Here is a 20,509-nt window from a genome sequence, read left to right on the forward strand (position 1 = left end):
CCAAGCGCAAGTAAAGCCAGGGGAATGGGCGGGGATCAGGTAAAGACGAAGGGGAGAAAAGAACAGGGGAATCGGGAAATCGGAAAAGCTCCGTACTCGATGTATATAAATTTACAAACCTTGGGGTGCTCTGCAAATCGTTCAAGCTGACTATTAGTAATTAAATCGTTGAAATCGCTGACAGCTAAATTCTTCTCTCTCTAGTAGCAGATGCCAATCCACGGCAGATAGGTTATGCCAAAAGAGGGGATCGCCCCAGCCGGCAACGGTGTTCAAATCCAATTCGGGTGGGGCAAGGTGTGGGGGCATTTCTTCAATAACACTGCGGTGTAATTAACTCAAGGCTGTAGTTGGAGACTGTATAACATGACATTACCAAACCAACCGCTATCTTTTTGGCGCAAGACGACTGCCGAGACACATTTTCCCCAACTGATTACAGATATTTCAGTGGATGTGACAATTGTGGGTGCCGGCATCACCGGCTTAACAACGGCGCTTCTGCTTAAACGTGCCGGTTTGAAAGTGGCCGTTATTGAAGCCTTTAAAATTGGCCACGGCACCACCGGCTCAACGACTGCTCACCTCAGCGAAGTCCCGGATGCCGGTTATCAAACGCTGATTTCTAATTTCGGAAAAGAAAATACCCGCTTAGTCGCCCAATCTCGCCGCGCTGCCATTGAATTAATTGCCGGTTTTGTGGCACAAGGGCAAATCGCCTGCCACTTCCAGCGCGTTCCCGGATATCTCTACACCGAATCACGGGAAGAGATTGAGTATCTTCAAGAAGAAGTGCAAGCCGCCAATAACCTGGGTGTCACTGCCAGCTTAACCACAGACGTTCCCCTGCCGTTCCCACTCCACGCCGGCATCTTATTTCCCAATCAAGCTCAGTTCCACCCGATGGAATATCTCCACGCACTTGCCGGTGCCATTGAGGGCGATGGCTGCCACATTTTTGAGCGCACTCGCGTTACCGATATCACCGACGACGTGCCTTGCCGAGTTTACACCGACCGGGGCAGCGTCAAAGCGCAAAACGTGATTCTCGCCACCCACACTCCGATCCACGACTTGTTCCACCTGCCAGACTTGTTGTTAATGACGACTAAAATCGCCGCCTATCGCTCTTATGTACTGGGCGTGCGGTTGGTAGAAAAGCGTTTTGGCCCCACTTCCCCGATTCCTGTGGGACTCTTTTGGGACACGGCAGAACCCTATCATTACACCCGCACTCACACAGACAGTGCCGGCCAAATTTTGCTGGTTGGGGGTGAAGACCACAAAACCGGCCAGGATGTGGATACTGAGGCGTGCTTTCAGCGCTTAGAAGAGTATGTGCGCGGTCGCTATGAAGTCAGCTCGATTGATTGCAAATGGTCAGCCCAATTATACGAGCCGGTGGACGGGTTGCCGTTTATTGGGAAGCCGGGTGTTCACTCGCATCTGTATATTGCCACCGGCTATTCGGGCAATGGTATTACCTTCGGGACGGTTGCGGCGATGCTTTTAGCGGATCTGGTTCAAGGCAAACCGAATCCCTGGCGCGACGTGTATGATCCCAATCGGGTGCCGGTTGCCGGTGCGTCTCGGTTGATGACAGAAAATTTGAATGTGGCTACGCACTTAATTGCGGATCGGTTCAAGTCTGATGCCAGCCGGTTGTCGGAGGTGCGACCGAATGAGGGCAAAATTGTTGATGTCAACGGGGAGAAATTAGCCATTTACCGGGATGAAGCCGGCACGATTCATGCCCTTTCGCCGGTGTGCAGCCACGCCACCTGCATTGTGCATTGGAACAATACGGAAAAAAGCTGGGATTGTCCTTGCCACGGAGGCCGGTATAGTCCCACAGGCCAAGTGCTGAACGGCCCGCCGATCAATGGTTTGCAGCCTAAAAAAATCGCTCAAATTTAGCTGTTTTGTATTACAAAATACTGCGCTTAGAGGTTGTGCCGGCAGCCTTTGTGATCGCTTGATCGATTTGTTCTAAAGCCTCTCCGTCGGCACGCCGCCCTTAAGCTACCTTACCTAAGCGCATATGCAATAAAGGAAACGGTTTGCCGGTGCTATCCAACTCCGAGCGCCCTTCTACCTCGAACCCCATCCGCTTATAGAACTCTAGTGCCTCTTCATTCTGCTCGTTCACATCAACCTTTGTCGCACCGAGCTTCTTGACAGCATACTCTAGCAGTTGGCGTCCGATCCCCTGGCGCATCCACATTGGATGGATGAACAGCATCTCGACCTTGCCCTCCGCCACGCCAACGAAGCCGGCTACTTGACCGGCCTCATCACGCACGCAAACCAGATCCGCTATATGTGGAAGCTCATTACTTATCAGCGGCTTGAAGAACTGGATGTCAGCTTCGGAAAGGAACAGGTGTGTTTCGCGGACGGAGGCTTCCCACACTTCGACGACGCGCGGGAAGTCTTCCTGATTGACTGGAGAGATGCGTTCTTGCGGCATATTGCCCTTCACCTTACAGAAAAAAGCTGGGATTGTCCCTGCCACGGAGGCCGGTATAGCCCCACCGGCAAACCATTGAACGGCCCGCCGCTCAATGGTTTGCCGCCTAAAAAATCACTCAGTTTTAGCTATTTTGTATTATAAAATACTGCGATTGCAGATTGTGCCGGCAGCCTTTTCGATTTCCAATTGTAGAGATATCGCTTGACACTTAAAATCTTCCCAATCCTGTTGAGCAACGCTTCGATAGGCGCAACGTGCTGCCCCAACCCGTCAGCGAAGTAACCCAACGTTTCCAATCACCTGCCGCAGATAACATCGAACTTCAAACAGATAACGTCTCGCCGATCACGTGCATCGGGATTGTTATGCTGGATTAACTTTCAGATGTACTGGATTACAAAAAAAATACGAAAAGTATTAGAAATGCCCCTGGTCTAAAACATTTTCCATTGATGGACTTGTATCGTCAATTAGAGCTTGGATCTTATCGATCATCCTTTGAAATACATCAGGGTAGTACCTAGAAGAATCCAAAAAGTCTACATATTCCTGTCTATGAAGCTGTCTTTCCTCTGGTGTTCGATACTCTTGTCGAATATTAGAAGACAGGCGTTTAGTTTTTCGCACGATCAAAACATCATCAATTTGAGTTGAAATTATTGAAATTGGTGTCATATCAAGAAATTCGCAAATCAGAAAGTACAAAGATCCAGGAACAGCTATTTTTAAATCTCTACTTGTTGCCACTGCTTCTTGAAACATAGTCTTATCTAAATTTGTTTTGCATTCCGCACAAACATATCCAAGATGTGACTCAATCAACTTGTAATTTTTAAATTCTGGATCGAAGGATGACTTTAAATATAACCTTTTTCCAAGTATGAAATCCTGATCTTTAGTCCTGATGCTTGGTTCACCACCTTGACCAAGATTTCCTAGAGAGGATAGGAAACTAAGTCCAGAAAACGTATTTCTTGGACCCAACTCAAAAGAATCATCTATTCCCCGCAAACTACGGAAAACTACTTGCGGTAAAAATTCTTCCAAGATAGTATTATCTAGTTTTAGCTGACCCTTCTGCCTATACAAAAAGTTATCTGAGCTATCAAATATTAGGTCAAGTTCAATAAAACGTTTATATCGGTTAGTAGCTTTAACTAACTTTTCTACTGTATCTGCTTGACCACGCTCAATTGCTTCCAACTCAGCAATCCAGTTGTGGTACTTTATAACAGCTTCTTCTAGCCGCTCCTTATCAGCTTCAGGTAGCCGACGGTTACTGAGACATGCAGTTAATTTCGTGTAATGAGGACGAGAAAGTTCAGGCATAGATTGGACTGATTGTGAATACTGAGGGCTGGCTAATTGAGCAGACTGACGAGATTGATAAATATGCCATCTCTTATCTAAAATTGGTGTTCTTCCAATATCTTGAACTTTGTCAATTGCATCTTCTAAAGATTTTAAGTTTTTTGCGGAAACTAAGGAAAGACCACTTTTCAGTAAATCAAATGCCACTTCTCTCGCAATTTGCTCGGCTGTTTCCTTATTGCAATTATTATTTAAGTTAAAAAAGTTAATTAAATCTTCTCTAATAACTTTGCCAAACTTGTTTTTGAATTCCCTCTTTTGCCTCAAAGCTCTATGAAATAGATTTGCTCTTATTCCAATTTTCTCAATAATGTCAGCATTGTAAAAAGGTACTCCAAGAACATTAGATTCATGCCCCACAACAAACACGATCCGACCCCCATGTTTAGTTACTCTAGAAAGCTCCCTTAGAGTGTCAGCCATATCTAGGCAGTATTGTATTACCGTGTAAAAGCGATTTCCTCTATTTGCTCTGTTGGAGCCAATTTCTGACTTGGCTATCTTTAATAGATCCCATCCTAATAGCTCAGCAGATCTACGATAGTTTTGATGATAGTTAAATACGTTTATGTAAGGTGGAGATGTCACAACAAAATCTATCTGGTCGTTTTTCAAAGGAAGAGACCGAGCATCAGATAAACCTACTTTAATTTGCTTTTCAGAGTATGGAAGCTTTTCAATTACATTTGTTAAATCAGCAAATTTATTCTGTATAAACTCATTAGTAATTTTATTGTTTGCAACATCAAGAAGAATTATTAAAGCATCAAATATTTTTGTTCCTTCCTCATCTAATTCACTTCTAATGTTTCTTAGTTTTTCTGTTATATCTGGCACTTGGCTACCATTTTCAAAAATCCTAAAGGGAAATTCCCTATCAATTAGGTTCCTAATAATTTTGAGGACTTCTTTTTTTTTAGAACTGTTTATGAATTCATACGTTTTGCTAAGAATCCAGGCAGCCGGGTTAATTTCAAAACCATATGCCTCAAATGCTAGAGTGCCAGCCTCTAGCAAAACTGTTCCACTACCCGCAAAAGGTTCAAGAATAACTGAGTTAGATAGACAATATGAGTTTAATATAACCTCAATAAGCTGTGGCGAAAACTGACCACGCCAAGCAAATAAGTTAGATCTGGTCTTCTCAATAATGTCAAGCCTTTCTTGTGGAATGGGTTTGTCAAATTCCTTCAATTGCCAGCCTTCCTTATTTCTCAACCTATTCTCGTAAGACTCAGTGTAGTTTAACATTCTTCCTTGGACAGCTAAAGAAGTGCAAGGCCACTATCAACCTTTCAAGTTCATTGAACCTCTGGCTAATGCCGCCTTCTACGAACCCAGATAAAGAATTTTCGTATTTTTACTTATAAAATTAGGATCTCTAACCAGGGTTAATGGGTTGATGCCACATCAGGGGGTGAAGCACCATAACTTTTTTTAGACTGAAAGTTTTCGTATATCACCAGAAACCAGACTCATAGGCAGATAGCTTCTGTAGCTCAATCGGCTGGCTCAGCACAAACCTTCCGTATAGTACACTAACATAGGTAGATTGGCGAAAAATTTTCACATATCTTCAGATGTGTACCGCTAGATAAATGAATATCATCAGGAACATGGTCTATTATTTTGACTCAACTGCTGATGGAACCACGCTCTAAAAAGCATTTAGATTAAGTGCGAGACGCAATTCAGATCCAGCATTACGCCGACCGCACCGAAGACACCTAAGTGCAGTGGGTTAACCGCTATATTCTGTTTCATGACAACCGGCATCCCAGCTGAATGGGACATATCTAGCTGTGCAAGATCAGGTTGCTGGTTCTACTCAAAATTAGGCACTCACTGCGCTGGTGTTGTCTCCCAACATAAAAAGCTTTGGGTAATTTTTCAGCTTTTATCTGAATTTTTAGCTCAAGAATAACAAGAATTTTTGAGTTCTACTTCCCCCATTCATATTGCTGCCAAAGTTATGACTTTTCAGTTCATTTGTTCTTTTTCTAAATATTTTCAACCGGCATCCTCATTCAAATACGTTTTAATCATCCGGCACATCCTAAACTGTGTATCAATCTCGTAGCGATTAATACATCCGCCGTACATCAGCATTCAGCTATTTGCAGCGCAGATAAGTCAGTTATTAATGATTAATCCATTGATTTTCGATTACTAAGTCAAGCTCAGCATTATTGATACCGGCTAGAGAATGACTATCTTTGGTCGTAGAGAGGGATCTACAAAAAGAGCGATTGCTGATAGGTAAGGAAAGCTTTATTCCTAATGTAGAGATCAAAAAATTTCCAAGGGACAGTAATATGCCAGTCGAAGAAAAGCAACAGCCGCCACAGCATCAAGACCGGCAGCCAGGTCTTGAATCTGAGATGACGCCGCAACCCAAAGCCGATGATTCCAAATACAAAGGCAGCGGCAAATTACTCGGTAAAGTCGCACTGATCACCGGCGGCGATAGCGGTATTGGTCGCGCTGTGGCGATTATGTATGCCAAAGAAGGTGCAAAGGTCGCCATTGGCTACCTCAACGAGGACGAAGACGCACAAGAAACAAAACGCCTGGTGGAAGAACATAATACCGAGTGCCTCACCATTGCCGGCGACATTGGCGACGAAAAATTCTGCCAGCAAGCGGTGCAACAGACGATTGACACCTTTGGTAAACTCGATATTCTCGTCAACAACGCTGCTGAACAGCACCCGCAACAAAGTATTACGGACATCACTGCTGAGCAGTTAGAACGCACCTTCCGCACGAATATTTTCTCGATGTTTTACCTGACGAAGGCAGCGCTGCCACACCTCAAAGAAGGAAGCGCGATTATCAACACAACGTCAGTAACTGCTTATCAAGGAAACCCGCAACTGCTTGATTATTCTTCCACGAAAGGGGCAATTGTTGCCTTTACCCGCTCTCTGTCGCAATCGTTGGTAGAGAAAGGTATTCGCGTTAATGGCGTGGCTCCTGGCCCTATCTGGACGCCTCTCATTCCCTCTACTTTCTCAGAAGAAAAAGTTGAGAGTTTCGGTCAGCAAGTGCCGATGAAGCGAGCCGGTCAGCCAGAAGAAGTTGCGCCTAGCTACGTGTTTTTAGCCTCGGATGACTCTTCTTATATGTCGGGTCAGATTTTGCACCCCAACGGCGGCAAAGTTGTGAATGGCTAAATCGCTTAATGGCGGAGTGAAGAGTGAAGAGTGAACAGTCGTGAGTGATGAGCGGTTAGTGACAGGAAAAAACTAACCGCTTATCACTTTAAGTTTTTATTTTTCTGTGAGGCAATTCTGCGATTGTAGGTGCTTTTCTGGTATCTTAAATTCAGATAAATGTCAATATAGTAAGCTCGACGAGCCTGATAGGAAATTGAATGAATCAACAAGGAAATGTAGGCGGAACGCTGATAGCAGCCGGCATCCTGCTTGGCATGGGTGCAGCCGGCTTTTTTGATGGAATTGTGCTGCACGAAATCTTACAATGGCACCAAATGTTAACAAGTGTGATGCCGCCGACCAGTCTTTCTAATGTGAAAGAAAATATGGTGTGGGACGGCTTTTTTCATGCGGGGGTGTACCTGATTAACTGCGTGGGAATTTGGTTGCTGTGGCGTGCCGGCAAGCAGGGTGAGGTGCCGGCATCGTTTAGCACTTTCGGAGGTGCCTTGCTGATTGGTGCCGGTGGGTTTAATCTGATCGAAGGTTTAATCGACCACCAAATATTAGGCGTCCATCATGTCAAATCAGGGCCAAACCAACTCGCATGGGATTTGGGATTTCTGGTAATTAGTGCGCTGCTGGTTGCTGCCGGCTGGATTTTATTACAGCGCCGGCAGAGTGATGTCACGGCGTAAAGTGATTGTTAAAAAAGAAATAAAAAAGGGAGGCATTTAAAAGCCTCCTTTTTTTGGGTGTTGCCGGCACACATTCTTTAACTGTTCGTTAATAAGGTTTAAATTTTTTCTTGCTATTGCCGAACTCAATGTTCCTGTCGCTGAAGTCGCTCAGTCAGTTCAGCCAGCTTTTTTCTTTGTTGTTTAACTCGCTCAGCCAGTTCAGCGAGCTTTCTTCCTTGTTGTTTAACTCGCTCAGCTTGCTGCTGAATTGTCTCATCTAGTCGCTGGGTTTGTCGATCTTTGTACTCTTTGTCCATCTCACTAACTCGCTCTAACGCTCTGTAAATAGGCATAGAAAGCTGTCTTGAATGAACTTCTTTAAACAGTTGTAAAACCCCCACCACTTTAGTGGTGAGAGTTTTGTTTAAAGAGAGCCGCGAATTATGTCAACTAGCAACTCAACCATCGGTTAGCTTCTGATTACTTGCTAGAAGCTGCAAATTGGTCTTGAACCTGGCTTTTTGCTGTCTTGAACTCGGTAGCCATTTGCTTTTGCTGTTCGTCGCTGAAGTTGTCACGAATTAGCGGGAACATTTCAGTTTCTTCTTGACGAACGTGGTGCATCACTGCATCCATCAGCCGCTGAACATTGTTCTTGAAGTCCGGCGCAGAGGGGTTCAAAGACTTGATTTGTTCGAGCATCTGCTTCATTTCAGCTTGCTCGTTGTACAAGTCTTGCGTCTGTTGATAGTAAGAACGCACTGCGGGGTAGACAATTTGCTCTTCGGCTTCAGAGTGAGCGCTCAAATCCTTGTAAATTTGACCGAAATATTCTTGCAGCTTTTGAGGATCATCAGTCCCTTGAATTTGCATGAAGAGGGTGTTGACTTTGGTGTGATCCATGCGAATGAGATCGCGAATGCTCATCTCATCATCGGTGCGAGAAACAACGCTGCCGGCGACACCTGTAAAGGCGGCAACTGCGTCTTGAACTCGTGCCCAAATACCTTGATCCGGATCTTTGCCGGTTAGCTCACGAACACCCAGAATTTCTAAAATTCCTTTGAGTTGTTCTTGATGAGCGCGGTTTTCAAAGTTAACTGTATTTAAAGGAGTGATAGCGGCTTCAATGTCAGCGCCAACAACCTGAGCGGCTTTGTGAACTAACAGCCCTTTCATGGTTTGAGCGTGCTTGAGCAGTTCGTGCTGAGAGAACTTCTCATAAACAGTCAGCTCAGAACCTTCCATCAGTTTCTGAGTCTTCTCAATCAACTCTTGGGTTGTTTGTTTTGGCTCTGCTTTAACACCATACTGAACAATCACGGTGTCAAGAATGCCCAGATTTTTTTGATCATCTTCAAGCATATCCCGCACGCGCTGGGCAATATCTTGATCGCTACAAGCATTTAAAAGAGCTTGGTCGTTGGATATGATCAGGTTTTGCACCGCTTTCATATCTGCCAATTTAGTGGCAATTGCTTGACGCTTGGTGTCTTCAAGAGTCACTGGCATACTTGTTCTCCTCTTATTTGAACTTCCGTTATCGGATGCTTTTATTAGCTTATTGGAGTTGCCCAACTTTGCTCATCCTTCTGCCGGCAGATTTGACGAAACCCGAATTGTTATAAAAACTTAACGATTGACAGATTGCATTACAACTTTTGGGGGAAACTGCCTACCAAAGGAGACACTCGCTAACCTAAGAACGCTGATATCGCATCCCCGGTAATTGAGTTACCAAGCCCAACAATTCTAGTTGCAATAAAGCACTAGAAACCGATCCAGCCGCTAAGCCCGCTTCTTGCACAATTAAATCTAATGATGTTGGTTCCGCCGGCACAACTTGCAAGACTTTAGCGAGTTCTGGTTCCAACTGCGGCATCGGCACTTGCTCAAATAACGACAATTGTCCAGATACAGGATGTACTGCTTCTGTAGTGGCATCTATCGGTGGCATCGCGCCCAGCATTTCTAATAGATGACCTTCATTTAAAATCACTTGTGCGCCCTTACTCAACAACCCCAAACAACCTAGCGAGTTAGGATTATCGAGCGATCCCGGCAGTACATAAACATCACGACAAAAGTCGTTTGCCAAGTGTGCGGTAATTAAAGCACCCGATTTCGTTGGCGCTTCCATCACCAGCACTGCCCGACTCAAACCGGCAATAATTCGATTGCGCTGGGGAAAGTGGGCACGATCTGGCCCGATTCCGGCTGGATACTCACTTAAAACCGCTCCCTGCTTCAGAATTGCCTCGTACAGAAGCCGGTTACGCGGCGGATAGACGATATCAACGCCGGTGCCCAAAATCGCCAGAGTGCGCCCACCGGCATCCAAACAGCCTTGATGCGCTTCTGTATCGATGCCGGCTGCCAGTCCAGAAACAATCGTAAAGCCACTTTTTGCCAAAGCCGTACTGATTTTGCGCGTCCAGCGTTTGCCATATTCAGACGGTTCGCGGGTGCCCACAATCGCCACCATCGGTGTTTGTCCGAGATTCTCTTGGAGGTCAAATTGTCCCCGGCAGTACAGAACCGGCGGCGGGTTGGGCGTTTCTAGCAGCAGGCGGGGATAGTCGGGATCTGCCGGCGTCCAGAAACAGGGATTTTGTTGTTGGTGCTGTTGTAGCAATTTGTCTGGCTGGATTTGCGCTCGCCCTTGCACGACGCGTTCAACCGTATTTCGTCCAAATCCTTCCACTTGTCCCAACGCTGCCGGTGTGGCTTCCCAAGCGGTTGCCAGGGTGCCAAAGTGCTGTTGCAGGCGTCTGAGAAACACAGGACCCACACCGGCAACTTTTGACCAGGCTAGCCAGTATGCGCGTTCTTCCACTCATCCCCCATCTTGATTAAACGTCTGACGATTTCCACTCGGATTCGAGAATGCTCATCACGTAATAGCTCCAATATTTATCACCGGCTTTATAAGCATCTCGAAAATATCCTTCTTTCACAAACCCGACTTTTTCGTAACAAGAAACTCCTGCTATGTTAAAATCAAACACTCCAATAGAAATGCGGTGCAGCTTTAATTCTTCAAATCCGAATTGCAAAAGTTTTTTCACCATTTGAGTTCCAATTCCTTGTCCTCGTAGGGAAGCTTCACCCACTAAAACTCTGGAAACTGTGCCAGACCTATTTTGCAGATCAATTCTATCAAGTTCGATGTGACCCACGACTGCGAAGGTATGAGTATCTACCGCTTTAAATATTTTTTTAGTAGGTTTCTCTCCCTGGGACGTTTGAATATATTTTTCCAGTTGATTGTCATCTAATGGATAAGTGAAAGTTGAAGGTGCCCATTGCTGGATTAGATCCGCAGAGGTGATCCAACCTATTAATCGGGCGAAATCATCGCGCTCAAACGGTTGCAATTCAATTTTTATCATAGAATGCCGGTTAAACTGTCATTTAGTTAGATTGGCTTGTTAAAATTTTACGCTTTCCAATCGATAAAACGTGCATAAGCATAAGCAATACTTTCAGAGATTGTTGACCTAACTCCAGTGCTAGATTGCCACCAATTGTTAGCATCATAATCGAGGGGTTGGGCGGCAATGACTCCAACGCGAATTTCAGGCGCGAGGACTTGTTTAAAAATTAGCCAACTGCGGCGGGCGTGAGGGCCAAATGTGTATAAATTAATTGCTTTGACTTCTAAATCGGAAGTGGATAGCCATTGGCGCAGGGCAACCGCAGATGCTTGGGTTCGATGCTTGATGGCTGCCGGTGCCGGAACTGCAATTAAATTATCTGGCTCAAAGTTGAGGGCGATTAAAGTTGCGGCTGCAATTTCGGCAAAGGTTTTGTATTCTGCCAGATAGTAGCCTTTGGATAAAGGGCCGCCGGTTGTGATAAGTTTACGATAACCTCCCGTTTTAAATTCATCGATAGAGGCTTTGATGGCATAATCTGGCAGCCATCCTTCGACAACTAAGATATCAGCAGCAACCGGAGAATTGAGGGCAAGAAAGGGATGGAGATGATTAATTGTCAACACGAGTATACTGATCGTCCTGAGCCAGGTAATTTCCCATCCCAAAGCCCTCAAAATTTAATATTGTTGGCTAGAGATGGGCGATTTTGATTTGTGTGAACTGAGTGAAAATCAAGCCTCTACTGAGCGTTGTTGATGCAAATAATCAAAGACGCTTTTATCGCCGATGTCGGGGGGAATTGCTTGAAAGGCTTTGCGAAGTGCGAAGACTAAGAATAAAATTGCCCAACCGGCTAATAAAGTTTTCTCCACCGGCACCGGCAATACTCCAGCAAGATGCCCCAGCAGTAACACCGGCACTAAGGGTGTTAGCAGTTTGGTTTCAAAACGGTTAAAACAAAAGGCTTCTTTAAAGTAAATTCCGGTTAGTGCGGCAAAGGTGAAACCGGCACCCAGTAAGGTGACGGGATGGTTGTAAATTGTTAAAGCTAGCGCTTCGCTGTTTTGCACGGCGAAAAAGCCGGCTGTAACACTACCAATCAGCCAAAATATTTGCAGAAGCCGGTGTAAACTGGCGAGGTAGATATGAATGGTGACTAAGCTGACGCCGAGGGCGAGAGAGAAGCAGGCGTAGAGGGGTGTCAGGGCGTTTAGGGTTGCTGGCGAGTTGCCCAAAAGTAATACCAGCAGGCTGCCGGCGGCAAAACAGAGTGCTGCCACCATCAAGCCGGTGCGGTAGATGAGAACGCCGGTGCGGTCGCTTTGAGTAATGGTAAACTGGCCAAACTGGCCTTGATAGACTTCTGGTTCAGATTCCGTCAGTTGTGTCATGGTTTGTTCTTATCTATCAACTGCAAAGGGACTGCTCTCAGGCTACACTTTATTTATAAACCTGCGTCGGGTAAAAAGAAATGTCTAAATCTGATAAGAGCAAAAATCGCAGCCGGCTTACCCCTCCATCAGACGAGCAGAACGTTATTGAAATTGATGAAACTGTTGTTTGCAAAGTTTCAGAAAGAACGAAGAGAGCCGAAAATATTTTCCCTGATTTTTTAGGTAACTTTCCTGAAATAGCCGAAAAGGTTAAGCTGATTAAAGTGCTGAGTAATGGGGAATTTGAAGTTATTTTTGACAAAGAGTTAATCGATGAAGAGAATGGAGAGTTTAATAAAATAGAAGAATTTGAAAAAAGAATAGAGCTAATTTTTAAAAATAAAAACTTAGAAGTTAATGAAAAAAACTTGCTTCTTTATATGGAGTATCTCAAGAAAAATATTGAGCTTCCGTGCCATCTTACAGGAAGCGAAGACTTTGAGTGGGAAGAACAGTATGTGATTGGGGACGGTAATAAAAAAGAATATGAAAGGTTAAAGAAAACCAATCCGTCCTACACAGATACCTTTAAGTTTCTTAAATTCAACGGCTATATTAATGAAGCAGATGGTCTTTTGGTAGACGTTCAGCGCACAACAGATCGTAAAAAATTCACACTCCCCCTGTCATACCTGGAAGTAACGGAAGAAGGCTCTGTAAATTATCAACTTCTGGATGATTATATCATTTGGTTTGTTAATTATCGCTAAAAACCGGCAGCCCATAAAAACAGAAAATTTTCTGTAAAGAAACTTGATCTTAACTGGGATCTTTACAAAAACGTGCTATTTTCCCGCTTATCTGCATTTATCTCCATCTGCCGGCACGCTGCGCTATCATTTGCGGTTAAATAAAATTCCCATTTCAATACTTAAAATATTTATTAATATCAAACTTCAGAATTTGTCTTGACAACACGCACCGGCACTCCCAACAAATCTGACTGATTGAGTTGTTTTTGTAAGACAGAATCAGCACTACCACCGCTGACAGCAATTTCTACCCAACCATGACTGCCAATTAAAGCTAAAAGGGTTCCAGGTGGCGTGTCACTATAAGTTTGACCACTCGGTATTGTAAGGCTGCCGGCAACCGCAACCCAATCTTGTTTCTCAACATAACTGCCGGGAATATTAGTTGCTAAATTGCCAAAATGATCAATGTATTGAACAGTGCCGGCAACCTCAGTTTCAGTGGGAACACAGGCAGGAAGAGAAAGCTCAACGAGAGTTTTTGGATCTATGGTTTTGCCGAGATTTGTTAAAGGGATGCCGGTGGCGAGATGAGCACCTGCCGGCGCAAAAATATCCCGTCCATGAAACGTGCTGCTAGGTGCCGGTGTACGCCAATATTTAGGGTTAGTCAGTTCTACCGCTGCAATTGCAGAATTTTGACTCAGCACCCCACTGAATAACCCATTATCGGGTCCTACTAAGAAACCCCCAGGAAATTCTACCGCAATCGCTCGCCGCTGACTTCCAACGCCTGGATCAACGACTGCAACATGAATGCTGCCGGCGGGAAAATAAGGCACAGCATTCATTAGACAAAACCTGCCGGCGGCGATATTTTGCGGGGGTATTTGATGGGTTAGATCCACCACCGGCAGCGTCGGGTTAATTTGAGCGATCACCCCTTTCATCACTCCCACATAAACATCGCTCAAACCAAAATCGGTGAGAAGGGTAATAATTTTACTTTCAGGCATTTTGAATGGTTAACCCTATTATTTATCCGGGTTTATTTTCGCTCCCAAATCATCTCAATATTCTTGGATAAAGAGTAGGTGCGATCTTCGTTGGTATTGAAATCAAGTGCTTTCGGTGCTTCACTGACTTTAGGACGATCCAGAAGTAGCTGCCGGCATAGCTCATCTAAATCTCCATTTCTCTGTTCAATAATTAGCTGTGCCAGTTCTTCTAGTCTTTTAATATTACCATCACTCGCATCATCAAAATCGTCTTGAACGTTATTTAATGGAGCTTGAAAACGATAATACTGTTTCGCCCGAGCTTCCGGATTTGGCAGTAATTGTTCTAACTGACAGTCCACACATTCACTTTGACCATCAAGTGCCATATTAATGACTGGACGCACCCATTTAATTAGTCCCCAATCTTTTGCTTGCTCAAAATAAAATTGTCGTGTCAGTGCTCCTGTTCCCAGAGAAACTACTAAAATGTCATCAACAAACAATCTAGTTTTGTACTTTTCTCTGTAAAAAACAATCGCTTCTATGATTGCCATTGCGGTCGGATTATTGGCAAAAACTCCCCCATCAACTAAGGAATAAAAGCCGCAGCGAGTGGGATGAAGGGTATCAACTTTGTAAGGCTCGAAGTATGTTGGGGCAGCAGATGTTGCCATCGCGGCTTGTTTCATTGTAAATCCTTCGCATATCTTCCGGAAGTAATCGGCTCTTTTTTCGTTATGCCGGTTACTTGTAAAGAAAATAGGCATTCGCAGTTCAGTATCGTAACTGGTAACAAAAACTTCTGTTACCGCTTCTTCGATGGGGATATCTCCTAAAAATTCTGTTAAAACCGATTCTCTGCCACCAGACGAAAATTTTGGCCGGAATAGGTTTTTGAAATTAACAATTGGCGAAGACCAAAAATTTTTTAACACAAGTGACTGGAATTTTGCCATTTCGGCCAGTCTAGAGCGAGGCTTGGGAAAAATTCGCTTTCCTTCATGTTTATAGAGGCGAATTAAGTCCTCTGCTTGATATTGAGCTTCCGCAGGATTGGCTGGATTGGGTTTAGTAACACCCAACGCTAAAATTCCTCCCGTTGATGTGCCGGCAACTAAATCAAAGAGCTGTGAAATTCGCTTTCCTGTGCGTTTCTCAATCTCTGCTAAAATGAGTGCCGGCATGATGCCTCGAATGCCCCCGCCGTCAATCGACAAAACTTTGAATTTGAAAGGCATATTCCTCTTTTTGCTAACAAAATTAAGTCTTGCCAGATGCCTCTGTATGCTATCGGGTTGGGAAAGTCGCAGTAAAAGTCTTTAAACCCTTACGCACAAGCTACGCTAATCAAAACGCAGTCTTGGCTTTAAATAATTTCCCGACACCCCGAACCAGCGTTATGTACAGTTATAGCGCGTGCTTTGGCGCATGAAAACCCCCCAAACTTTTCTAGCCAAAAGACCGCTCTGATTCTGCCAAAAAAGCCGGTTTACCGGGGAAGCGCGGCAATGATCCACCGAAAACAAGCTTAGCCGCTTTTATTCTGTTTTAAGACCAAATTGAGCGGCGGTTTGGCAACCGGCTGCATTTTATCCGGTTGTTTTTTCCCCTGACTTTTGCTCGATTGTTTTTTCTTCCCTTCTTTTACCTGAATATCTAACACAATCTGAGCCACAAAAGCCGCATCCTTCAGCACCAGCTTATCTCCTTCACGGCACAAATCAAACTCCCAAAACTGGCCAGTAAAATTTCCCGACAAAAATCCCTCAACTGCCAACCTAAACGGCTGATATTTCTTTCTTAGTTCTTTCCCAGGCGGGATCAGATTGCCATAGAGGCGGACGGAAATTATACCTGTGTTGCGAGCTTGGTTAATAATTTCCCCCAAACCGAGAAATAGTCAATACCTTCACTGATATGTTCAAAGCTTTGCCCTGCTGCCGGCAATCGCAGGTTTGAGTTTCACCAGCCAGCCGGCATTCTCTTTTAAGCTTGCCGGCATTAAAGTGCCATCGGGTGCCAGCAGCGTTCCTCTTGTAATCTTTTTCGGCGGTAGAAATATGGGGTTTGACATTAGCAGTTTTCTCCGACTTAAACACCCAAATTTGATTTTAGATTTAAGCGCACACGCGCTGGCATCCCTAAAATTTCTTGAATCCGGGCAGACAAACTGAGTGGAGTGGCATCTTGATCGCTCACCAGCTTGGTTCGTTAAGATGTTTGAAGTGCAAAGGTGAGCGCTTTGCTTCTGGCGTGTGGCACCACTTCCCGCCGCCAAACCCGCTATCATAGGGCAGCAGTTCAGCCCAAATGCGCGAACGCCCATATCAAAACCGATGACACCCGAACCCGATTCTTCCAAACCCACCCAACCTCAATCAAATGTAACGCTGGAAAGTCTCAATGGTGCCGACGGCAAAGTTGCCGGTAAAGACGGTGCAGTTGTCACCACCGGCATCCCTGAAATGATCGTGCCGGCAAAATCTCCAATTCATCAAACCGCACAGCCAACGAATCGGATTTGGAAGGCCAATCCGAGTGTGATCCTCCTGGCTTCACTCGCCCTCATGGTTTTGGGCTTGGTTATCAATAACCCCTGGTTGGGGGTATCGGGCGGGATTATATCTCTGTTGCTATCACTGCTGATTATTTGGCCGTTTGCGGGCGAGGTATTCGATGACTTATTGCCGGCACCCTTACGCGGGCAATTTTTTGCAGCGTTGGGATTCCTGGCTGCTACGCTGGGCTTACTAAAATATTTGGGCTTCTATCTGCGCCTCACAAAATGGGCCAAGCAAATTCAGTGGGATGCCGTTGGATCGCTGGCAGAATGGTTCGGCGCATTGGGACAAATTTTCATTGCGATTTTAGCCGTCTATATCGCTTGGCAACAGTATGTAATTTCTCGTGATCTCACCCTCGAACAAAACCGCCTCACCAGTCAGCAAAATATCCTTACCCAGCAGCAGACAATTGATGCCTACTTCCAGGGCATTTCCGATTTAGCTTTGGATGACGAGGGATTGCTGGAAGATTGGCCCCAAGAGCGAGCATTTTCTGAAGGACGCACTGCCGCTATTCTTGCGAGTGTGGATGCTGCCGGTAAAGCTAAAGTTCTGCGGTTTTTGTCTCAGTCGAGGTTGCTGACGCCTTTAAAACGCGATCGTCATTTAGGCCGGCCTATTTTGAACGGTGAGGGCGGCTATGAGGAAGATCGTTCCTATGGTGTCCGTGTGATCGATCTCGGCGTGATGCTCGCTGGGGCAGACTTATCCGGCACTGATCTGCGCTGGACAGAATTGAGCGAAGCGAATATTATCAGGGCCAACCTAAGCCGGTGTGACCTAGTCAAAGCCAACCTCGCCCGCAGCATTTTGTACGAAGCGAATCTTTCCTATGCTGATATCAAAGGTGCGCGGCTATTTTATGGCAAAGCAGAAAACGCCTCCCCCCGCAGTCGTACCGAATATCCCGACTACAAAACAGGTCTCCACACTGGCGCTGTTATTGAAAATGCAGACTTCACCGGCGTTGAGCGACTAGACGACGCACAACGCTACTACTGCTGCGCCTGGGGCGGAGAGAAAACTAGAGCCACGATTCCAGGCGGTTGTGAGGGCATCCCCAATAAGTTAGGCCGGTGATTAAGAATCAGGCAATATAAATCAACCTAACATCGGCGAAGGCTTAAAAATTTCTTCCCCCATGCCCAATCCCCCATGCCCCATGCCCCATGCCCCATGCCCCATGCCCTCTCAGTTCTCACTCGGAAAGGTTCCCCGTTTCTTCCGGGCTTCCATTGCTTTTTCTAAGACATCTAGCAGCCCAGGCGCTTCTTCTTGTAGGGTGAGCAACAATCTTTCGCCCATATCTTCATCACCCGGATCGTGGCCGGTTTCCATCACCTGTTTCAAACGCGGCATTGCCACATCATCAACAATTTGAATTAAGCCACTTAAACAGCGATTAAATTGCCTTTCTGTTAACTGGGAATCCTCTAGGGGAAATTCAATGATTGCCCGAATTTCTCCATCCGATGGATCGTACTCCCATTGCAACATTTTTGTTTCCCACGAGATGCACAGCATGGTTTGCAAAATTGCATCTTTGTGAGGATGGTCTTGAATACCAGACAGCACTTGGGGGGCGAAGAGTTTAAAAAATTCTCCATCCTCATCGAGCTGGATCACGATTAAAAAATTCTCTATGTGGTCAGCATAAACTCCAGTAATAATCCGAGTATTTTTTTCATCTAGCTCATATTGCCAACCTCTTTCATCAAGATAAACAGCAATCTGTTCCAGCGTTGTAGCCATCAGAGCCTCCTGTGTTAAGAAAAAAAGTCTTTAGTAAATTCAAAATTTGGTAACAATTGGTAAATAATCGAAAGCAATTTTTATTTCATTTGATGACAAAAATTATAAATGTTTCAATCATAACAGAATCTCAAAAATTTTCGATTTAAGTTTAGTTAAGGAACTAGGTTTTTACTGTGGTAAATGCCTATTTTATCGAAGTCACCGGCACATTGAAGAAGGCAACTCAGAATTGACGATTCACTCGCTAATTGCTAAGGGTAATCGTTTGGCCTGTTTCCGCAGATCGACGAGCGGCATCAGCAACTTTAAGGGTGTAGGCGCTGGCTGCCGGCGTCACATAAAGAGGTGTTCCCTCGCTCAGGTGATCTAATACCATTGCGGTGTCTTTGGCAAACAGTCCCCGCCGGCTGCCCACTTCTATGGGGGTGGTTTCCTCTCCACGCACCAGGCGTCCCTCTTGACCATTAAAGATCAGTGTGCCCTGATCTCCGTGAACTTCTAACGTCCGTTCTGCCTGCCAGAAGGTTTCCCCTTTGCCATAAACGACTTCCGCGACAACGCCATTGGTAAAGCGCAACGAAGCAGCGCACAAACAGGCTGTGAAAAAACCGGCTTCCGATGCCGGGGGTGGGGCGTCCCAAAACCGGCTCTGACAGCTAACCGTCGCCACTTGGCCAAATAAATCCGTGAGCCGGTGCAGCCGCGACAGGGCACTGCTTAAGGGAAAACCAAATAGATCCCGTTGATACGTCCACTTGCGGGGGGCCGGCTGCTGGGGACTGATGGTGACATAGCGGGCATAGAAAGCTTGACCCACTGCCGGTAAGGATTCTACCAGCGCCTGATGTACGCCCCCAAGCAGTTCAATATGCTCGACGTGCAAAAGTTTGTTTTGTTGAGCCGCTAAAGCAATTAATTTTTCTGCCTCAACCGGATCGAGGGAAATCGGATATTCTACGACAACGTGCTTACCGGCACTCAGCGCTGCACGGGCAATCAAGTCATGATCTCGACTAATGTTGGAAATGATCACCAAATCCAGATCCTCGCGTTCCACCAGCTGACGCCAAGAAATCACCGCTTGAGCGCCGTAGGTTTGACTGAACGCCTCTGTCGTCTCTGGGGTGTGGCCGGCAACTGCCACAAGATGCGCCCGCGCCTCGCCTTGCAGGGTTTGCGCTCTTAGCTTTGCTGCATAGCCGGTTCCCACCAAACCGACCCTCACCGGCAGCCGCACGTCGGTATATAAAGGTGTCATAGGCGTTTGTGTGCTTGTGTTAAACGGTTGTGTCACCAGCGAGACTCTACGATTGGGAAATCATTGACGTTGTTGATACTACCTTAGTTTTAATGGCCGCTAACAGAGACACAATGCCGTACATATATTCCTAGGTATAAGCAATCAAGATGAAATTAGAAAAATTTATAATAAATTTTATTGAGACTACTTGGTCAATAAGTGTTCCAAGCTTGATTTTTTCCCGTAATATCAGAAACAGGCTGAACCTATACGCAAAGCTACGGGTTAATACAGAAGTAGCTTTTGCATAAAGGAAACTTATCACCCTAAGTCGATTTCTAGAGAGGAACGCTGCATGGCAACTTTCAAAGTCACATTGATCAACGAAGCGGAAGGGCTAAACACAACAATTGAAGTGCCCGACGACGAGTACATTTTGGATGCTGCTGAGGAACAAGGGATTGACCTGCCTTATTCTTGCCGCGCCGGAGCTTGCTCCACCTGTGCCGGTAAGATCACCTCAGGCACCGTAGACCAGTCTGACCAATCCTTCTTGGATGACGATCAAATTGAAGCCGGTTATGTCTTAACTTGCGTGGCATACCCCTCTTCTGACTGCACGATCCTAACTCACCAAGAAGAAGAACTGTACTAACTCAGTCTTCGATGCCTCGGCCCAGAGTTGGATGCGAAGTTCAACTCATCCCTCAGTTGTTAATTCAAGCCTTATCAGGCAGGAAGTTAAGCCCGGTTCTTAACACT

Annotated in this window: 21 protein-coding genes; 6 read left to right on the forward strand and 15 right to left on the reverse strand. The window is 45.5% G+C overall.

What is annotated here, in order from left to right; genetic code table 11:
• Nucleotides 1–153: 153 nt before the first annotated feature.
• Nucleotides 154–309: a hypothetical protein gene (locus H6F73_RS05570; protein ID WP_190757808.1), complete on the reverse strand. Its 156-nt coding sequence runs from the start codon at nucleotides 307–309 to the stop codon at nucleotides 154–156.
• A gap of 57 nt (nucleotides 310–366) precedes the next feature.
• Here H6F73_RS05570 and H6F73_RS05575 point away from each other — a divergent pair, with 57 nt between their 5' ends.
• Nucleotides 367–1,917 carry an FAD-dependent oxidoreductase gene (locus H6F73_RS05575; protein ID WP_190757809.1) on the forward strand — a complete coding sequence of 517 codons (1,551 nt, stop codon included), beginning with the start codon at nucleotides 367–369 and terminating at the stop codon, nucleotides 1,915–1,917.
• Between the two features lie 100 nt (nucleotides 1,918–2,017).
• On the opposite strand, the gene H6F73_RS05580 is transcribed toward H6F73_RS05575, so the two are convergent.
• Complete coding sequence (locus H6F73_RS05580; RefSeq protein WP_190757810.1) at nucleotides 2,018–2,470, reverse strand: GNAT family N-acetyltransferase; 453 nt, start codon at nucleotides 2,468–2,470, stop codon at nucleotides 2,018–2,020.
• A gap of 420 nt (nucleotides 2,471–2,890) precedes the next feature.
• Nucleotides 2,891–5,095 carry a Bpu10I family restriction endonuclease gene (locus tag H6F73_RS25900; RefSeq protein WP_199330434.1) on the reverse strand — a complete coding sequence of 735 codons (2,205 nt, stop codon included), beginning with the start codon at nucleotides 5,093–5,095 and terminating at the stop codon, nucleotides 2,891–2,893.
• A gap of 1,064 nt (nucleotides 5,096–6,159) precedes the next feature.
• On the opposite strand from H6F73_RS25900, the gene H6F73_RS05600 reads away from it, so the two are divergent.
• The gene (locus H6F73_RS05600; RefSeq protein WP_190757811.1) at nucleotides 6,160–7,020 is read left to right on the forward strand and encodes an SDR family oxidoreductase; all 861 of its coding nucleotides are present in this window, start codon (nucleotides 6,160–6,162) and stop codon (nucleotides 7,018–7,020) included.
• A gap of 200 nt (nucleotides 7,021–7,220) precedes the next feature.
• Nucleotides 7,221–7,700: a DUF2243 domain-containing protein gene (locus H6F73_RS05605; protein WP_190757812.1), complete on the forward strand. Its 480-nt coding sequence runs from the start codon at nucleotides 7,221–7,223 to the stop codon at nucleotides 7,698–7,700.
• A gap of 125 nt (nucleotides 7,701–7,825) precedes the next feature.
• On the opposite strand, the gene H6F73_RS05610 is transcribed toward H6F73_RS05605, so the two are convergent.
• From H6F73_RS05610 to H6F73_RS05635, 6 genes are all read right to left on the reverse strand, one after another.
• Nucleotides 7,826–8,035 carry a hypothetical protein gene (locus H6F73_RS05610; protein ID WP_190757813.1) on the reverse strand — a complete coding sequence of 70 codons (210 nt, stop codon included), beginning with the start codon at nucleotides 8,033–8,035 and terminating at the stop codon, nucleotides 7,826–7,828.
• Nucleotides 8,036–8,162: 127 nt separating this feature from the next.
• Entirely contained in the window at nucleotides 8,163–9,194 is a 1,032-nt protein-coding gene (locus H6F73_RS05615; RefSeq protein WP_190757814.1) for a hemerythrin domain-containing protein, read from the reverse strand.
• Between the two features lie 187 nt (nucleotides 9,195–9,381).
• The gene (dprA, locus tag H6F73_RS05620; protein ID WP_190757815.1) at nucleotides 9,382–10,518 is read right to left on the reverse strand and encodes a DNA-processing protein DprA; all 1,137 of its coding nucleotides are present in this window, start codon (nucleotides 10,516–10,518) and stop codon (nucleotides 9,382–9,384) included.
• A gap of 16 nt (nucleotides 10,519–10,534) precedes the next feature.
• The gene (locus H6F73_RS05625) at nucleotides 10,535–11,074 is read right to left on the reverse strand and encodes a GNAT family protein (RefSeq protein ID WP_190757816.1); all 540 of its coding nucleotides are present in this window, start codon (nucleotides 11,072–11,074) and stop codon (nucleotides 10,535–10,537) included.
• 47 nt (nucleotides 11,075–11,121) lie between these two features.
• A complete protein-coding gene (locus H6F73_RS05630) occupies nucleotides 11,122–11,685 on the reverse strand; it encodes an ElyC/SanA/YdcF family protein (protein ID WP_190757817.1) in 564 nt (187 codons plus the stop codon).
• Nucleotides 11,686–11,793: 108 nt separating this feature from the next.
• A complete protein-coding gene (locus tag H6F73_RS05635) occupies nucleotides 11,794–12,453 on the reverse strand; it encodes a DUF2301 domain-containing membrane protein (RefSeq protein WP_190757818.1) in 660 nt (219 codons plus the stop codon).
• Nucleotides 12,454–12,533: 80 nt separating this feature from the next.
• On the opposite strand from H6F73_RS05635, the gene H6F73_RS05640 reads away from it, so the two are divergent.
• Nucleotides 12,534–13,205: a hypothetical protein gene (locus H6F73_RS05640; RefSeq protein ID WP_190757819.1), complete on the forward strand. Its 672-nt coding sequence runs from the start codon at nucleotides 12,534–12,536 to the stop codon at nucleotides 13,203–13,205.
• Nucleotides 13,206–13,384: 179 nt separating this feature from the next.
• Here the strand turns inward: H6F73_RS05640 and H6F73_RS05645 are convergent, their stop codons facing one another.
• From H6F73_RS05645 to H6F73_RS05660, 4 genes are all read right to left on the reverse strand, one after another.
• Nucleotides 13,385–14,203: an SAM-dependent chlorinase/fluorinase gene (locus tag H6F73_RS05645; RefSeq protein WP_190757820.1), complete on the reverse strand. Its 819-nt coding sequence runs from the start codon at nucleotides 14,201–14,203 to the stop codon at nucleotides 13,385–13,387.
• Nucleotides 14,204–14,235: 32 nt separating this feature from the next.
• Nucleotides 14,236–15,426, reverse strand: a complete 1,191-nt coding sequence (locus H6F73_RS05650) for a patatin-like phospholipase family protein (protein ID WP_190757821.1) — start codon at nucleotides 15,424–15,426, stop codon at nucleotides 14,236–14,238.
• Between the two features lie 290 nt (nucleotides 15,427–15,716).
• Nucleotides 15,717–15,947, reverse strand: a complete 231-nt coding sequence (locus tag H6F73_RS26230) for a hypothetical protein (protein WP_206754739.1) — start codon at nucleotides 15,945–15,947, stop codon at nucleotides 15,717–15,719.
• A gap of 162 nt (nucleotides 15,948–16,109) precedes the next feature.
• On the reverse strand, nucleotides 16,110–16,262 hold the full coding sequence (locus H6F73_RS05660; RefSeq protein ID WP_190757823.1) for a hypothetical protein: 153 nt from the start codon (nucleotides 16,260–16,262) through the stop codon (nucleotides 16,110–16,112).
• A gap of 262 nt (nucleotides 16,263–16,524) precedes the next feature.
• Between H6F73_RS05660 and H6F73_RS05665 the strand changes: the two genes are divergently transcribed.
• The gene (locus H6F73_RS05665) at nucleotides 16,525–17,832 is read left to right on the forward strand and encodes a pentapeptide repeat-containing protein (RefSeq protein ID WP_190758324.1); all 1,308 of its coding nucleotides are present in this window, start codon (nucleotides 16,525–16,527) and stop codon (nucleotides 17,830–17,832) included.
• Between the two features lie 111 nt (nucleotides 17,833–17,943).
• Here the strand turns inward: H6F73_RS05665 and H6F73_RS05670 are convergent, their stop codons facing one another.
• Together H6F73_RS05670 and H6F73_RS05675 are read right to left on the reverse strand one after the other, a co-directional pair.
• Nucleotides 17,944–18,504, reverse strand: a complete 561-nt coding sequence (locus tag H6F73_RS05670) for a hypothetical protein (protein WP_190757824.1) — start codon at nucleotides 18,502–18,504, stop codon at nucleotides 17,944–17,946.
• 247 nt (nucleotides 18,505–18,751) lie between these two features.
• Nucleotides 18,752–19,765 carry a Gfo/Idh/MocA family oxidoreductase gene (locus tag H6F73_RS05675; protein WP_190757825.1) on the reverse strand — a complete coding sequence of 338 codons (1,014 nt, stop codon included), beginning with the start codon at nucleotides 19,763–19,765 and terminating at the stop codon, nucleotides 18,752–18,754.
• A gap of 337 nt (nucleotides 19,766–20,102) precedes the next feature.
• Between H6F73_RS05675 and H6F73_RS05680 the strand changes: the two genes are divergently transcribed.
• On the forward strand, nucleotides 20,103–20,402 hold the full coding sequence (locus H6F73_RS05680; RefSeq protein WP_190757826.1) for a ferredoxin: 300 nt from the start codon (nucleotides 20,103–20,105) through the stop codon (nucleotides 20,400–20,402).
• The last annotated feature ends 107 nt before the right edge of the window (nucleotides 20,403–20,509 follow it).

The organism is Microcoleus sp. FACHB-68, assembly GCF_014695715.1.
Taxonomy (GTDB): domain Bacteria; phylum Cyanobacteriota; class Cyanobacteriia; order Cyanobacteriales; family Oscillatoriaceae; genus FACHB-68.

Coding starts and splice junctions, on each gene's coding strand:
- H6F73_RS05570 (WP_190757808.1), bottom strand. CDS start 309: ATGCCCCCACACCTTGCCCCACCCGAATTGGATTTGAACACCGTTGCC.
- H6F73_RS05575 (WP_190757809.1), top strand. CDS start 367: ATGACATTACCAAACCAACCGCTATCTTTTTGGCGCAAGACGACTGCC.
- H6F73_RS05580 (WP_190757810.1), bottom strand. CDS start 2,470: ATGCCGCAAGAACGCATCTCTCCAGTCAATCAGGAAGACTTCCCGCGC.
- H6F73_RS25900 (WP_199330434.1), bottom strand. CDS start 5,095: ATGTTAAACTACACTGAGTCTTACGAGAATAGGTTGAGAAATAAGGAA.
- H6F73_RS05600 (WP_190757811.1), top strand. CDS start 6,160: ATGCCAGTCGAAGAAAAGCAACAGCCGCCACAGCATCAAGACCGGCAG.
- H6F73_RS05605 (WP_190757812.1), top strand. CDS start 7,221: ATGAATCAACAAGGAAATGTAGGCGGAACGCTGATAGCAGCCGGCATC.
- H6F73_RS05610 (WP_190757813.1), bottom strand. CDS start 8,035: ATGCCTATTTACAGAGCGTTAGAGCGAGTTAGTGAGATGGACAAAGAG.
- H6F73_RS05615 (WP_190757814.1), bottom strand. CDS start 9,194: ATGCCAGTGACTCTTGAAGACACCAAGCGTCAAGCAATTGCCACTAAA.
- H6F73_RS05625 (WP_190757816.1), bottom strand. CDS start 11,074: ATGATAAAAATTGAATTGCAACCGTTTGAGCGCGATGATTTCGCCCGA.
- H6F73_RS05635 (WP_190757818.1), bottom strand. CDS start 12,453: ATGACACAACTGACGGAATCTGAACCAGAAGTCTATCAAGGCCAGTTT.
- H6F73_RS05640 (WP_190757819.1), top strand. CDS start 12,534: ATGTCTAAATCTGATAAGAGCAAAAATCGCAGCCGGCTTACCCCTCCA.
- H6F73_RS05645 (WP_190757820.1), bottom strand. CDS start 14,203: ATGCCTGAAAGTAAAATTATTACCCTTCTCACCGATTTTGGTTTGAGC.
- H6F73_RS05650 (WP_190757821.1), bottom strand. CDS start 15,426: ATGCCTTTCAAATTCAAAGTTTTGTCGATTGACGGCGGGGGCATTCGA.
- H6F73_RS05660 (WP_190757823.1), bottom strand. CDS start 16,262: ATGTCAAACCCCATATTTCTACCGCCGAAAAAGATTACAAGAGGAACG.
- H6F73_RS05665 (WP_190758324.1), top strand. CDS start 16,525: ATGACACCCGAACCCGATTCTTCCAAACCCACCCAACCTCAATCAAAT.
- H6F73_RS05670 (WP_190757824.1), bottom strand. CDS start 18,504: ATGGCTACAACGCTGGAACAGATTGCTGTTTATCTTGATGAAAGAGGT.
- H6F73_RS05675 (WP_190757825.1), bottom strand. CDS start 19,765: ATGACACCTTTATATACCGACGTGCGGCTGCCGGTGAGGGTCGGTTTG.
- H6F73_RS05680 (WP_190757826.1), top strand. CDS start 20,103: ATGGCAACTTTCAAAGTCACATTGATCAACGAAGCGGAAGGGCTAAAC.